The organism is Shewanella khirikhana (assembly GCF_003957745.1).
Classification (GTDB): Bacteria; Pseudomonadota; Gammaproteobacteria; order Enterobacterales; family Shewanellaceae; genus Shewanella; species Shewanella khirikhana.
The window spans coordinates 3,399,044-3,412,859 of record NZ_CP020373.1 but is presented as its reverse complement, the minus strand read 5'-3'; the positions used below and the strand labels follow the sequence as shown (position 1 = coordinate 3,412,859).

Below are 13,816 nucleotides of genomic sequence, written 5' to 3'. Positions count from 1 at the left end.
GAGTCAATCTCCGCTGCAGTAACGATTGCGGCCGCCGTGCTTGGCGCGGTAGAGGCGGGCATCCGCCAGATTGAGCAGCGCCTCGAGGTGGCTGTCGGCCTCATCAAGACTCGCCACACCTATGCTGGTGGTGAAGCCAAGGTTACCCTGGGCCGTTTCCAGTTGCTGCTGCGCTACCCCGGAAAGAATATTCGATGCAATCGCCTCGGCCCCGGCCTTATCGGTACCCGGCAGCAGCAAGGTGAACTCTTCACCGCCAAAGCGGCCAATCAAGGCATCCTGACCCACGACTGCCTCCAGGGTGCGACAGAAGCACTTGAGCACTTCATCGCCGGTGGCGTGACCGTAGGTATCATTAATAGACTTAAAGTGGTCCAAATCCATGGCGAGCAGACTGAGTGGCTGACCGCTTTGCCGGCAACCATCGAAGGCGGCTTGTCCCCTTGTGATAAAAAAGCGTCGGTTGGCGACCCCGGTCAGGGGGTCGGTTTGGGCCAGCCGTCGGAGTTCTTTCTCCATCTGCTTGCGGGCCGAAATGTCGGTAAAGGCCTGGGTGAGCACCAGGCGGCCGCCGTGGTTGAAGGTGCTGAAGGCCAGCTCTGCCTCAAAGGGCGAATGCCGGGGTGAGCACATACTCACATCGAAGCGGCTGTCGCAGGCGCTGTCATCGCAGCTGAAGCACTGACCTATGGCGCTGAGATATTGCTCGCGAAAGGTGGGTTCAATAAAGGTGTCGCAGCGCTGCCCCAGCAGCTCGCTGCTGGCCATGCCCAGGTGGGCCGAGGCGTAGCTGTTGACCATGATGACGTTAAAGGTGTTGTCTATCAGCATGATGCCAATCGGTGCGCCGTTTATCAGCTCCTGCAATTGTTTGCCTGAACGCTGGGATTCCTCCAGCGCCGAGTTCTTCAGGCGTTCAACCACTTTGCGCACTGTGATATCGCGAAACACCACCAACACCTGCTTGTTCTTCAGCGGGGAAAAACGGGTCTCGATAAAGATTTGCTCATCGCCGAGGGTCAACTGGCACTCGTGTAGCTCTGGCCGGTTATTCTTGCGGCAACTCAGCAAATGGCTTCTGAATCTGTGCTGGCCTTTCAAAAGGGCGATGTCGTCGAGGGATTTGAACTTGTCGGTGGCGCTGAAGAGGCCATCGAGCTGCTGCCCCAGGCGGATATCGCGGATCACCTCAAATTCATCGACCCAGATACAGGTGTCCGGCAGCGCATCGAGCAGGCTGTTGAGGGTATCGTTGCGCTCGTTCAGCTCCTGGGAACTGATATCCAGCGAGTGCCCGAGAATCGCTTCATCGCGACTGAAGTTCTTGTAGGAGTCATTGACCGATTTGACAAAAGCCGTCAGCGCCTCTGACTCGGGTAAGCCATCGGGGAAATAGCGTCTGAGCTGGCGTTTAAGCAGTCGGTGCATCGCCTTTTCGCTCCGACAGGCTGGTGACCGTCATGGTTTGATTGTGCAGCTCCGCGCAGTCACCCATTTCAAAGGGGGCGATTTCGCCGTATGAGTAGTAGCCGCAGACCATAACATCGTCGCCAAGGACGGCAGTGACTTCATCGATTTCTTCATCGGCGAGCTGACGCAGCAGCAGGCGCCGGCCGACGCAGCTGACCAAAATGGCGACTTCGCTGCCGTGCTTGCAGCCCTGTTGGCAGGCGGTGGCCGCCTGGTTGGCACCATCAATCAGTGATTCGGCATTGGCACGCATCAGCCGTGCGCTGGCGCCCTTGGGAATGTCTCCGGCAAACACCACACTGCCGTCCTGCTCGTTGATGGACAGCAAGGTTCGAACCACTGTGGTGTTTTTGCCTTCTTCCATGATTTCGAGTGGATAGCGCAGCCCCGCTGCAGGCAGTTCGTCTGCCTGTTCGCCCAGATAGCGGCGATACACGGTCAGAGCGCTTTCGTGATCCAGCTCTTTAAGCACATTGGCTTCGGCGTCGGTGATCTTGCGGATGGGGCCAAAGGGGATCCAGCCGCCACGGGAGCCGTAGCTCACCGACAAGGCATCGCCATAAAAGCCAATGGCCACCACCTGATGGGTGGCCAGTTTATCGTTGGCCAGGGTGAAGGTTTCGTTGAAGCGGGCGCCGTCACCGGCAAGGCCGCCGGTCACAGGCACGCCGGGGTGCACTGCTACCAGTTCACGGGCAAGTTCACTGCCATTGACTGTCATGCCATCGCTGATGATCATGATGTATTGCAGCTCGTCATCGCTGAGGGCATCGGCAAGACGCCTGCCCGCCGCCCGCGAATCTTCCCGGCGGGCAACCTGAGTAGATGCCAGCTTTATCTGCGAATGTTCAAAGGCGATGATGGTTGCAACCAGCACATCATCGGTGGCGCCATGGCTGCTGATTTCGCCTGCGGTGGTACAACCGGCAAACTGCGCTTGTGGCAATTGCTCCCTGAGCGCCTGCACCGGCGCTATGGCATTCGGCAAGTCGCCAAAAATCAGCACCAGGGTGGTGTCCAGGTTGAAGCCGGTCAGGTCACATGGGCTCCATGCCTCACCATCCCAATGAGTCTGAACGGATTTCATCAATTGCCCCCGCGTCTTGTGCACTTCCTTTTAGTCTAGAACAGCATTGCCGCTTGGCGAGAAAAGCTGTGCACAAGTGAGGTTGCGGGGGCCAAAATCTCAGCGCAGTGGCTGACCCTTCATGGCGGAAATTTCCTGCCTGAGCTCGGCCAGCCGGACTTCCATGCTGCGGGCCTCCTGCTCCAGACGGCTGGCGCGTTTTGCCATTGGCTGGCGCTCTTCTTTTATCCAGCGCAGCAGGGTTTTACCGGCGATGCCGAGTTCCCTGGCGACTTCCGAGGGCATCCTGCCCCCTTCCAGCACGGCATTGATGGCTTCCTGACGTGCCTGTTGTGGCATGGCCTGCATCATCATAGCCCTGTCCTCCGGTCGCGGGTCTCCCGGCCCAGTTCCCATTGGCTGACGCCCACAGCGCTGATGTCGTGCCACTCACCTTTGAGGTGATTAACGAGCTTGGTCAAATACTTCATGTTGAGCTCCTTATCTGCATACCCAGTTGTGAGTATGCAAATAAGGTGTCAACTTGTAATGTTGTTTAAATACAGGCATTTATTTCGTTTCTGGTTGGCGGTTATGGGCTATTTTGCTCCGCTGCTGGGCAAGGTGCACCAATTGGGGGCGCGCAAACTTTAGGCGGTTGATAAGCCTGTACGCACATCCCTTGAGCAAACGGCAGTCGTTCAGTTGTTTGTCATCTTGGCATCTATATACTGGCCGCAACATAACGATGAGGTAGATAGATGAACAAGTTCAATGTGATTGGCCTGAGTGCCGTAATCGCGATGGCGACCCTGACCAGCGGTTGTGCCACCGTGAACCCTTACACCAACGAACAGCAAACTGCCAACGCCACTACAGGTGCCATTATCGGTGCTGTCGCCGGTGCGGCCGTGGGTGTCGCCTCGTCCAGCAAGAGCGATCGCGGTAAGGGCGCCCTGATTGGTGCCGCCTCAGGCGCTGCCGTGGGTGGCGGTATCGGCTACTACATGGATGTGCAGGAAGCCAAGCTGCGTCAGCAGCTGCAATCAACCGGCGTTAGCGTAACCCGCAGCGGTGACACCATCATCCTGAACATGCCCAACGAAGTGACCTTCGCGGTGGACAAGACCGACCTGAGCCCACGTGCTATGCAGGTGCTGGATTCAGTGGCGCTGGTGGCCAAGGAATACGATAAAACCCGTCTGAATGTGTTGGGTTACACCGATTCCAGCGGCGCCGAGAGCTACAACCTGCGTCTGTCTCAGGTGCGAGCCTCCGAAGTGGGTAACTACCTGCTGGCCAAAGGCCTGAAAGCCAATCGCGTATCGACCCAGGGCATGGGCGAAGCAAGCCCAATCGCATCCAACGCCACTGCCGAAGGCCGCGCGCAGAACCGCCGTGTTGAGATTGTACTGACTCCGCTGGGCTGATAACGCCCGCCGCTCATGAATAAAAAAGGAGGCCAAGGCCTCCTTTTTTTGTGCCTGGACCTTGGCGCTTCATGCCTTTGACCTATAAATGCGTATCTGTGATCCCCACACTTGAGTTGGTTTCCGCTTTGGGTTTTTCTGTGGCCTTAAAATAAGTTACATGGATGAATTCAATGAAAAAATCACTGATTGCACTGGCGCTGTTACTGGTCGCTCAGGTACAGGCCGAAGCCCTGCCACAGGCAATTGCAGCTCAAATGCCCGATGAGTCTCAGTTGCAACTCAGAGCTGCCGGTAGCCTGAAGACAGCGATGAACGAGGTGGTAGCCGCCTTCAGGCAGCAGGGCGGCGCAGAGGTTGCCGCCAAGTACGGTCCATCGGGGCTGCTGCGCCAGCAGATTGAGCAGGGCGAGTCGGTGGCCTTGTTTGCCTCGGCCAATATGAAGCACCCGCAAACCCTCAAGGCGGCAGGTTTTGGACTGGAAGTGACCCCCTTTGCCCGCAATCAGCTCTGCGCCCTGGCACAGCCCGGGCTTAAGGTAAGCACAGAAACCCTGCTCGACACCCTGCTGTCTGCCGATGTGGTGGTGGGCACCTCTACGCCCAAGGCCGATCCATCCGGAGACTATGCTTTTGCCGCCTTCGATTTGGCCGAGGCACAAGTGGCAGGCGCGGCCGAGAAGCTCAAAGCCAAGGCTCGTCAGTTGACCGGCGGCCCGGACAGCCCCAAACCGCCAAAGGGTGTTAACAACTACGCCCATGTGATGCGTGAGAAACAGGCGGACGTGTTTTTGACCTATTGCACCAATGGACGCCTGGCCCAGAAGGAATTTGAAGAATTACAGGTACTGGCACTGCCGGAGGCGCTGGCGGTTGGCGCCGACTACGGCCTGTTGGTTATCGATAGCAAGGCCCAGGGCCTGGCCGACTTTATTGTAAGCCCCAAGGGACAGGCGATTCTGGCCAGTTATGGCTTTGCGCCGCCAAGAGCGCTGTGACGGCGGGCTTGCAAGATGAGAGATAAGTCTTTTTAATGAGAAGTATCTTTTCGTCAGGAGTCTGGCAAGCATGAGTCATCCCCGTGGTGTCGCCTTGGCTGTAGATCGTCTGGGAGAAGAGGTGCACCTCTCCTCTTTGGATTACGGTATGGGAATGCTGAAACTGTCGCTGGTTATCGAGGGCAAACGCTGTGTGGTGAGCTTCGATAAGGTGATGGGTATACGGCTGTTGGACGAAGGCGATTTGCTGGAGTTCTGGGCCGAATTCAGTCTATCCAATGGCTGGCTGTTTCAGTTGTCCGAGGGCGGCTGGCTGGCACAGGAGAGCAAACGCAGCGGCTTTATGGCCAGCAGTCATTTGTCGCCACGGGAGTTTTTGGTGGTTACCAAAAAAGAGTGTGTGTCGGTGTTGTCCGGCGAAAACCAGCCGGACATTGAGTGGCTGCCCGCTCCCTGAATCAAGGTGCTTTCAGCGCATCAAAAAGGCCGTTGCCAAGCCTAAAAAGGCAAACAGGCCAATCACATCCGTTACCGTGGTCAACACCATGCCACCGGCGAGCGCCGGGTCAATCTTAAGCTTTTTCAGCAGCAGTGGAATACTGGCACCGGCCAGGCCCGCAATGGTCATATTGATCAGCATGGCGCCACCAATCAGGGCGCCTAGGCGGATATCATCCTTCCACAGCCACACCGCCAGACTCACCAGCACTGCCCACAGCAGGCCATTTAAAAAGCCGATGGCAAGCTCCTTGCCAATCAGCCAGCGCGAGTTGCTCTGGCCAATGTGGCCAAGGGCTATGCCGCGGATCACCAGCGCCAGGGTTTGATTGCCCGCCACACCGCCCATGCTGGGCACTATGGTCATCAGAATCGCGATGGTGGCAAACTGCTCCAGCGTTGACTCAAACATATTGCTTACTGAGGCGGCCAGCAGGGCGGCGAACAGATTCACCGTAAGCCATAGCGAGCGGCGGGCACTGCTTTTGAGCACAGGGCCGAAAGTGTCTTCGTCATCATCCATCCCCGCCATACCCATCATAGAGTGTTCGGCGTCTTCTCGAATCACATCGACCACGTCATCGATGGTGATCCGCCCCAGCAGCTTGCCATCGGAATCGACCACAGGGGCCGATACCCAGTCGTGACGCTCAAACAGCGCAGCCGCCTCGGTATCCGACATGCTGACCGGGATCCCATCGATGCTCTCATCTATCAGCTCGCGGATAGGGGTAGCCGGGTCGCAGGTGAGAAGCGAAGCCAGGGTTACCCCGCCCATCAGCACGTCCTGCTTGTCGACCACGTACAGCATGTCGGTGGCCTCGGGCAGAGAGCCGCGCAGGCGCAGATAACGCAGTATCACATCCACATTCACGTCGGGGCGAATGGTGACAGTATCTGTGTTCATGATGCCGCCGGCGCTCTCTTCGGGGTAAGACAGCGCCTGCTCGGCACGCAGCCGGTCCTGGCTGGACATGGACTGCAACACTTGCCGATAGAGACTGTCCGGCAGCGATCGCAGTATGTAGGCCAGATCGTCGGTGTCCAAACCGGCGGCGGCCCGGGCCAGACGCTCAGGACTCATCTGGCGGATAAACTTGTCTTTCATCTCTTCGCCAAGCTCTTCAAGCACTTCACCGGCGAGTTCTGGGTCAATCAGTTGCCACAGTACCTGACGGGTGCGCGGCGGCGAGGATTCCAGCACCAGGGCGATGTCGGAGGCGGCCATATTGAGCAGCATTTGCCGCACATGCACAAACATGCCGCTGCCGAGGGCTTCGTTGAGCTGGCTCAGTCTGAGTTCGGTCTGTTCGTTATCCAGAAGTTCCAATGGCATCGCCTTTCCCCAAAGAGATGAATTGGCAATATGGTAGCAAATATAGGGGGATAGACGAAGATTACCGCTAATGTGCAGTGCAATATGCTGCGATGGTTTTAGTTGGGGAGAGGAGTTGCGCTATCGTCTGCCGTCGTATGAGGGCGTTTAGCACTCTTCGTCGAAGCAGGCGTTGATAAGGTTGCAGATGGCGTCCATGGCCTGCTCGGCCTCATCGCCTTCGGCAATGATATGGATGGTTTTGCCCATGCCGGATTCCAGCATCAGCAGCCCCAGTACACTGGCGGCAGAAGCCTGTTTTTCGCCCTGTACCAGGGTCACGCTGGCCTTGAACTCAGACGCCAGTACCGCCAGCTTGGTGGCGGCGCGGGCATGTAATCCGAGCTTATTGACTATGGTGATATCGCGCTCAAGCCTTGGCATTGAGTTCCCTGTGGCGTGCCTCGACCTTATGGTGCGAGTTGGCAAAACGTTTGGCCAGCTGGTCGGCAATGTACACCGAGCGGTGCTGACCGCCGGTACAACCTATGGCGATGGTCAGGTAACTGCGGTTGTTGCGCTCCAGATGCGGCAGCCAGGTTTCCAGCAGGTTTTCGATTTGCCAGATGTACTTGTTGACCAGCACCTGACGCTCCAAAAACTGCTTCACCGGCTCATCCAGTCCGGTCATCGGCCGAAGGGCTGGCTCCCAGTGCGGATTTGGCAAGAAACGGGCGTCGAACATAAAGTCGGCCTCGGTGGGCATGCCATGCTTGAAGCCAAAGGATTCAAAGATGATTACCAGCTCTTTGTCGGTGCGCCCCAGCAGAATTTGCCTGACAGCATCGGCCAGCTCATAGACGTTCAGATTGGAGGTGTCTATGTAGTGGTCCACCAATTGCGACACAGGCTCAAGCAGTTTGCCTTCGAGTTTGATGGCTTCCTGGAGTGAGACTTTGCTGCGTGACAATGGATGCAGACGACGGGTTTCGCTGTAGCGTTTCAGCAGCACTTTATCGCTGGAGTTGAGGAAGAAACTGGTGAGCTCAACCCCGGGTGGCAGTTTGGCAAGCTCCTGTTCCAGCGCTTTTTCCTGCTCAGGCATATTGCGAATGTCGATACTGATGGCGACCTTGTCGCTGCTGCCTTTGAGCTGCTCCAGTAAGGGGCCCATCAGGGTCAGCGGCAAGTTATCGACGCAGTAATAGCCCAAGTCTTCCAATACCCGCAGGGCAACGGATTTCCCTGAGCCGGAGCGGCCGGAAACAATGACGAGTTTCATCCTGTGATTACCTGGTAGAGTTCCTTTTCATCATGGCTTTTACGCAATTGCTTCAACACCTGACGGTCGTTGAGCTTTTCGGCCATGGCTGCCAGGGTACTCAGATGCTGTTGGCATTGGTCTGATGGCACCAACAGGGCGAACAGAATGTCCACCGGCTGCTTGTCGATGGCATCGTAGCCAATGGCTTCTTCGCATTTGATGAGTACGGCGAGAGGTTTATCGATACTACCCAGGCGACCATGGGGAATGGCAATGCCATTACCAATGCCGGTGCTACCCATCTTTTCGCGGGCCAGCAGGCTTTCAAAGATCTCTTGGGAAGAGAGGGAAGGGTACTGGGCTGCGGCGAGATCGCTAATCAGTTCCAGTACCTTTTTCTTGCTGCCCGGAGTGGCACAGCTAGTGCACTCCGGCGCCAGGATGGTACTTAGTTCCATCGTTAATGTTTGGTCAGTTTCTCTTTGTGTTTAATTACCTGACGGTCCAGTTTATCAATCAGGGCGTCAATGGCGGCGTACATGTCTTCATGTTCTGAGGTGGCGAATACTTCGCCTCCGTTGAGGTGAAGCTTAGCTTCTGCGATTTGCTGCAATTTCTGAACATTGAGAACAACGTGCACATTATTGATCTGTTCGAAATGGCGTTCAAGCTTGGAGAATTTACTCTCGACGTAGTCACGCAGTGAGTCAGTAATTTCGATGTGATGCCCAGTCAGGTTGATTTGCATAGACACTTTCCTCCAATGACCTCGGTTGGGTTACAAACTCTTACGCTGATTCGACGGTGGTATCAGCATCGCCTCTCGGTATTTGGCGATGGTGCGTCGGGCAACGTTGATTCCTTGTTCCGCCAGAAGTTCTGCCATCTTGCTGTCGCTTAACGGCTTCTTCTGGTTTTCCGCTGCAACCAGTTTCTTGATAAAGGCGCGGATTGCAGTAGAAGAGCACTCTCCGCCATCTTCGGTTCCGACATGGCTGGAGAAAAAGTATTTCAGTTCAAAGATACCCCGCGGGGTATGCATGTACTTTTGAGTGGTGACCCTGGAGATGGTGGATTCATGCATTTCCACCGCCTCGGCGATATCGTTGAGCACCATGGGTTTCATGGCTTCTTCACCGTACTCAAAAAAGCCCTGCTGGAATTGCACTATGCAGTTGGCCACCTTGAGCAGGGTGTCGTTGCGGCTCTCCAGACTCTTGATAAACCACTTGGCCTCTTGCAGATGGCCGCGGATAAACTGGCTATCTGACTGATTGCGACTGGTGCGTGCCAGTGCAGCATACTGCTGATTCACACTCAGTTTAGGCATGCAATCCGGGTTCAGCTCCACCACCCAGCGACCATTCTTTTTGCTCACCGACACGTCAGGGATCACGTACTCTTCCTTGGTGCTGGTGACGTTTTCGCCCGGACGGGGATTCAGACTCTGGATCAGCACTATGGCGTCTCTGAGCTCTTCTTCCTTGAGGCGGGTTTTACGCATCAGGGTGCGGAAGTCGCGGTTGGCAATCAGGTCCAGATGCTCACGGATAAGCAGCTTAGCGTTATCCAGATGCGGCGTATCGGCGGCAAATTGCCCCAGCTGGATCAGCAGGCACTCGGCCAAATCCCTCGCTGCAACACCAATGGGATCGAAGTGTTGAATGCGCTTGAGCACAGCCTCGACTTCGTCCAGCTCAACCTCTTCATCGCCCACCGCCTCAAGGATTTCATCCAGGCTTTGGGTCAGATAGCCCTTTTCGTCAATGGCATCAATGATAGCGGTGGCAATGGCCAAATCGGTATCCGAAAAAGGGGTGAGATTTTTCTGCCATTCGAGGTGTTCGTACAGGCCTTCGCTGGTTTCGCCCTGAAACGGCATGTCGTCGTCGCGACTGATGCCGGGGCCGGCAACCGGAGCGGCGGTGAAGACTTCATCCCAGGTAGTGTCCATGGGCAGTTCATCCGGCATGGATTCCTGAGTCACGGCTTCGGAGGTTTCTACCGAAGCGGAATCTCCTGCGCTGGCTGATACTGAGCCTTCATCGAATTTGTCGTCGAAGTCTTTGTCGCCGCCATCGGCATCGTACTGATCGCCATCGAGGCGATCGTCGTCCATTTCCAGCAGCGGATTGGCGTCGAGGGCTTGTTGAATTTCCTGTTGCAGTTCAAGCGAGGAGAGTTGAAGCAGACGAATGGCCTGCTGCAACTGTGGCGTCATGGTGAGTTGTTGTCCCAGTTTGAGCTGGAGCGACGCTTTCATCGTACTGCGGATCCTTCACTAAATAATTCAGGTAGAAAGCTTTTATCTATCAGGTTCTTCGGCCAATAGCCACCCTGATTTACCGGATATGAGACGGTAGGCTTTGTTGTTTAACTATAGCCTGAATTGCTCACCCAAGTACACTGCACGCACTTGCTGATTGTCCAGGATCTCGGCAGGTGTGCCTTCGGCAATCAGGCTGCCGTGGCTGACGATGTAGGCTTTTTCACACACATCCAGGGTTTCACGCACGTTGTGGTCGGTAATCAGTACCCCAAGGCCGCGGTTTTTCAGCTGTTCGATAATCTTTTTGATATCGATAACCGAGATGGGGTCTACCCCGGCAAAGGGTTCATCCAACAGGATAAAGCGTGGATTGGCGGCCAGTGCGCGGGCAATTTCCACCCGGCGACGCTCACCGCCTGAGAGTGACATACCGGCGTTGTCGCGGATGTGGGTGATGTGGAACTCTTCCAGCAGCTGCTCGAGCAGCTCTTCACGCTCATCGCTGCTGAGTTCTTTACGCATCTGCAGCACGGCCATGATGTTGTCGCGCACCGATAGCTTACGGAAGATGCTGGCTTCCTGGGGCAGGTAGCCAATGCCTTTGCGGGCTCGCAGGTGCATGGGGTCGAGGGTCAGGTCATCGTCATTGATGTGAATACTGCCCTTGTCGCTCTGTACCAGACCCACCACCATGTAGAAGGTGGTGGTTTTACCGGCACCGTTGGGGCCGAGCAGGCCAACCACCTGACCGGTATTCACCGTGAGGCTGACATCTTTTACCACCTGACGGTTCTTGTAACTCTTGGCGAGGTTGCTGGCCTTCAGGGTCAGTGCCGTCATTGCTGCTTCTCTTTCTGGGGTTGAGGCTGGTCTTGCTTGCCTTTGTCCTGCAGTTCCTGCTGGTAGTTCTCAGGTTTGATGATGGTGATCACCTGATCGTCTTTTTTACCGCTGCTTTGCGAGCTGAGCTGCTGCTTTTCGATGTCGTAGACGATGGAGTCGGCGCTGACCTTACTGCCATCCTGCTCGACTTCGGCGCTGCCCTTGAGGCCCATGATGCGGCTGTCGATGTTGTAGCTGATTTCGTTGGCGCTGGCCTGCACTGTGCGGCCATCTTCCACCTGCTGGCTGTAGGTGGCTGGCTTGCCCTTGGCGAGCAGGATCCGCTTGCCGGTCTTCTCATCTGTGTAGGAGCTGAGTTCGTCGGCTTTGAGCACCAAACTGCCCTGGGTCAGGGTTACCGGGCCTTCGTAGACGATGCGTTTGTTTTTCAAATCGGCGTAGCTGTTGGCTGCCGCGATTTTCACTTCCTGAGTTAAATCGAATTTGGTGTTGGCCTGCGCCAGGGCGCTGCAGGTACACAGCAGCACCAAAAGAAGCGACTTATTGAGGTTCATAGGTTCCCTTAATCTTGCTTAAAAGCTTCACTTCCTGCGCATTGAGGTCGGCATGCAGGCCGACGCCACTCATATGGAAGTTATTGCCGCTGATTAAAATCTCTTGTTCGGAAGTCAGGATCATGGTCTTGAGATCCAGTTCCAGATAACTGGTATTGAGCTGCTGCAGTGGCTCGTTGAAACTGATAGCTTCAATCAGCACGTCCTGCTCCAGCATGACTCTGTCGCTTGCTTTGTCCAGTCTGCCGATTTTGGCACTGAGACGCCACTCGCCTTTACCATCTTGTGGAAACAAGGTGTACACCGGTTGGGTGAACAGGGTCTGGGCATTGCCTTCGAAGTGCTCCATGTAGGAAGCGCTCACCCGGCTTTCGAGTTTGCCTTCGCTGTCGTAGCTGATACTGCGAAGGTCGGTGGCCACATAATCGGGCTTTTGCACCGTAGCTGTAGGCTGGGGCTGGCTTGCCTTTTTGCTTTGCACCTGCCAATACAGCGCCAGCGCCGTACCAAACAGCAGGATAATGGCCAGGGTCACCCGGTTCATACGCTCATCCCGTGGGCTGAGTCGAACTTGTCCTGGCTCATCAGCAGCAGGTCGGCAAGCTCGCGCAGGGCGCCGCGGCCGCCCGGCAGATAAGTCAGCATGTCGGCATTGCTGGCCACAAATGGATGGCCATCGGCCACACAAACCCCAAGGCCTACGGCTTTCATCACCGGCAGATCGACCATGTCATCGCCGATATAAGCCACTTCGGCCGGGCTGACGTTATACAGGCTCAGCAGCTCTTTGTAGGGCACAAATTTATCGTCGATACCCTGATAGATGTGTTTTACACCCAGCGCTGTCATGCGGTTTTGCACTATGGTGGAGTTGCGGCCGGTGATCACCGCCACCGCAATGCCGGCGCCCTGCAGCGCCTTAACGCCATAGCCGTCGCGGGTGTGGAAGGCTTTCAGCTCTTCGCCCTGATTGCCCAGGTAAATGCGGCCGTCGGAAAAGACGCCGTCCACGTCGCAAATCAGCAGTTTGATTTGGCTTGCCTTGTGCCAGATATCCTCGGCAATGGGGCCGTAGAGTCCTTCACGCATCAGATAACCCCCGCCTTGACCATATCGAGCATATTGAGCGCACCGACCGGGCGGCGTTGGCTGTCAATCACGATAAGGCCGTTGATGTTTTTCTCGTCCATCAATTGCAGCGCCTCGGCAGCCAGAATGCTGTCGGGGATGGTGATGCAGTTGCGGGTCATCACATCGGCAATGCTGGTTTGGCGCAGATTGATTTGCGCATCAATCACCCGGCGCAGATCGCCGTCGGTGAAAATGCCCACCAAGGCGCCATCGGCATCGACAATGGCGGTCATGCCGAGACCTTTTTTGGAGATCTCATACAGGGCGTCAGTGATGCAGATATTGTCGCGTACCAAAGGCAGCTCGTCGCCGCGATGCATCACATCGCTGACATGCAGCAGCAGCTTGCGGCCCAGGGCGCCACCTGGGTGCGACATGGCAAAATCATCCTTGGTAAAGCCTTTGGCTTGCAGCAGCGCAACGGCCAGGGCATCGCCCATCACCAGGGTGGCGGTGGTGCTGGATGTGGGCGCGAGCCCGAGCGGACAGGCCTCTTCCGGCACCTGGATACACAGATGCAGCTTGGCGTGTTTGGCCATGGTAGAGCCGGGTTTGCCGGTCATGGCGATAACCGGAATGCTGCGACGCTTCATAACGGGCATCAGGGTAAGGATTTCATCTGACTCACCTGAGTTGGAAATGGCCAGCACTATGTCGTTTTCGCTGAGCACGCCAAGGTCGCCATGGCTGGCTTCACCCGGGTGAACAAAAAAGGCCGGGGTGCCGGTACTGGCCAGGGTGGCGGAAATCTTATTGCCAATGTGGCCCGACTTGCCCATGCCCATCACAATCACCTTGCCGGTGCAGTTGAGGATAAGCTCGCAGGCATCGGCAAAGGCGTCGCTGTCGACAAACTGGTACAGGTTGTCCAGGGCCGCCTTTTCTACATCGATAACCTTACTGCCCCATTGGCGCAGTTGCGTTCTGTCTACCATATCTGTCTCTCTGTCTGTGCCGGCCGCAAGCCGACAGGCCAGG

Annotated in this window: 17 protein-coding genes; 3 read left to right on the top strand and 14 right to left on the bottom strand. The window is 56.2% G+C overall.

Features of this window, described 5'->3' with window-relative positions; translation table 11 throughout:
- Positions 1-3: 3 nt before the first annotated feature.
- The 3 genes from STH12_RS14995 to STH12_RS14985 all read right to left on the bottom strand — a co-directional run bounded on the left by STH12_RS14995 (position 4) and on the right by STH12_RS14985 (position 2,911).
- Positions 4-1,428, bottom strand: coding sequence for a sensor domain-containing diguanylate cyclase (locus STH12_RS14995; RefSeq protein ID WP_126168283.1), 1,425 nt, complete (start codon positions 1,426-1,428; stop codon positions 4-6).
- Complete coding sequence (locus tag STH12_RS14990; protein WP_126168282.1) at positions 1,412-2,557, bottom strand: FIST signal transduction protein; 1,146 nt, start codon at positions 2,555-2,557, stop codon at positions 1,412-1,414. Before STH12_RS14990 ends, STH12_RS14995 begins: the two co-directional genes overlap by 17 nt.
- 99 nt (positions 2,558-2,656) lie before the next feature.
- Positions 2,657-2,911: a transposase gene (locus STH12_RS14985; RefSeq protein WP_164551222.1), complete on the bottom strand. Its 255-nt coding sequence runs from the start codon at positions 2,909-2,911 to the stop codon at positions 2,657-2,659.
- Positions 2,912-3,297: 386 nt separating this feature from the next.
- Between STH12_RS14985 and STH12_RS14980 the strand changes: the two genes are divergently transcribed.
- The 3 genes from STH12_RS14980 (at position 3,298) to STH12_RS14970 (ending at position 5,421) form a co-directional block, all read left to right on the top strand.
- A complete protein-coding gene (locus STH12_RS14980; RefSeq protein ID WP_126168280.1) occupies positions 3,298-3,966 on the top strand; it encodes a YiaD family glycine zipper/OmpA-like lipoprotein in 669 nt (222 codons plus the stop codon).
- A gap of 173 nt (positions 3,967-4,139) precedes the next feature.
- The gene (locus STH12_RS14975; protein WP_126168279.1) at positions 4,140-4,964 is read left to right on the top strand and encodes a molybdate ABC transporter substrate-binding protein; all 825 of its coding nucleotides are present in this window, start codon (positions 4,140-4,142) and stop codon (positions 4,962-4,964) included.
- Positions 4,965-5,034: 70 nt separating this feature from the next.
- On the top strand, positions 5,035-5,421 hold the full coding sequence (locus STH12_RS14970) for a hypothetical protein (RefSeq protein WP_126168278.1): 387 nt from the start codon (positions 5,035-5,037) through the stop codon (positions 5,419-5,421).
- Between the two features lie 12 nt (positions 5,422-5,433).
- Here the strand turns inward: STH12_RS14970 and mgtE are convergent, their stop codons facing one another.
- The 11 genes from mgtE to STH12_RS14915 all read right to left on the bottom strand — a co-directional run bounded on the left by mgtE (position 5,434) and on the right by STH12_RS14915 (position 13,773).
- Positions 5,434-6,798: a magnesium transporter gene (gene mgtE / locus STH12_RS14965; protein WP_126168277.1), complete on the bottom strand. Its 1,365-nt coding sequence runs from the start codon at positions 6,796-6,798 to the stop codon at positions 5,434-5,436.
- A gap of 147 nt (positions 6,799-6,945) precedes the next feature.
- The gene (locus STH12_RS14960) at positions 6,946-7,221 is read right to left on the bottom strand and encodes an HPr family phosphocarrier protein (RefSeq protein WP_126168276.1); all 276 of its coding nucleotides are present in this window, start codon (positions 7,219-7,221) and stop codon (positions 6,946-6,948) included.
- Entirely contained in the window at positions 7,208-8,059 is an 852-nt protein-coding gene (rapZ, locus tag STH12_RS14955; RefSeq protein ID WP_126168275.1) for an RNase adapter RapZ, read from the bottom strand. Before rapZ ends, STH12_RS14960 begins: the two co-directional genes overlap by 14 nt.
- Positions 8,056-8,499, bottom strand: coding sequence for a PTS IIA-like nitrogen regulatory protein PtsN (gene ptsN / locus STH12_RS14950; protein ID WP_126168274.1), 444 nt, complete (start codon positions 8,497-8,499; stop codon positions 8,056-8,058). The genes rapZ and ptsN overlap by 4 nt, the downstream gene beginning before the upstream one ends.
- Before the next feature lie 2 nt (positions 8,500-8,501).
- The gene (hpf, locus tag STH12_RS14945; protein WP_126168273.1) at positions 8,502-8,789 is read right to left on the bottom strand and encodes a ribosome hibernation promoting factor; all 288 of its coding nucleotides are present in this window, start codon (positions 8,787-8,789) and stop codon (positions 8,502-8,504) included.
- Positions 8,790-8,819: 30 nt separating this feature from the next.
- Complete coding sequence (locus STH12_RS14940; RefSeq protein WP_126168272.1) at positions 8,820-10,304, bottom strand: RNA polymerase factor sigma-54; 1,485 nt, start codon at positions 10,302-10,304, stop codon at positions 8,820-8,822.
- Positions 10,305-10,418: 114 nt separating this feature from the next.
- Complete coding sequence (gene lptB / locus STH12_RS14935; RefSeq protein ID WP_126168271.1) at positions 10,419-11,150, bottom strand: LPS export ABC transporter ATP-binding protein; 732 nt, start codon at positions 11,148-11,150, stop codon at positions 10,419-10,421.
- A complete protein-coding gene (gene lptA / locus STH12_RS14930) occupies positions 11,147-11,707 on the bottom strand; it encodes a lipopolysaccharide transport periplasmic protein LptA (protein WP_126168270.1) in 561 nt (186 codons plus the stop codon). Before lptA ends, lptB begins: the two co-directional genes overlap by 4 nt.
- A complete protein-coding gene (gene lptC, locus STH12_RS14925) occupies positions 11,694-12,251 on the bottom strand; it encodes an LPS export ABC transporter periplasmic protein LptC (protein WP_126168269.1) in 558 nt (185 codons plus the stop codon). Before lptC ends, lptA begins: the two co-directional genes overlap by 14 nt.
- Positions 12,248-12,796: a 3-deoxy-manno-octulosonate-8-phosphatase KdsC gene (kdsC, locus tag STH12_RS14920; RefSeq protein WP_126168268.1), complete on the bottom strand. Its 549-nt coding sequence runs from the start codon at positions 12,794-12,796 to the stop codon at positions 12,248-12,250. Before kdsC ends, lptC begins: the two co-directional genes overlap by 4 nt.
- Positions 12,796-13,773: a KpsF/GutQ family sugar-phosphate isomerase gene (locus tag STH12_RS14915; protein ID WP_126168267.1), complete on the bottom strand. Its 978-nt coding sequence runs from the start codon at positions 13,771-13,773 to the stop codon at positions 12,796-12,798. Before STH12_RS14915 ends, kdsC begins: the two co-directional genes overlap by 1 nt.
- Between the last annotated feature and the right edge of the window lie 43 nt (positions 13,774-13,816).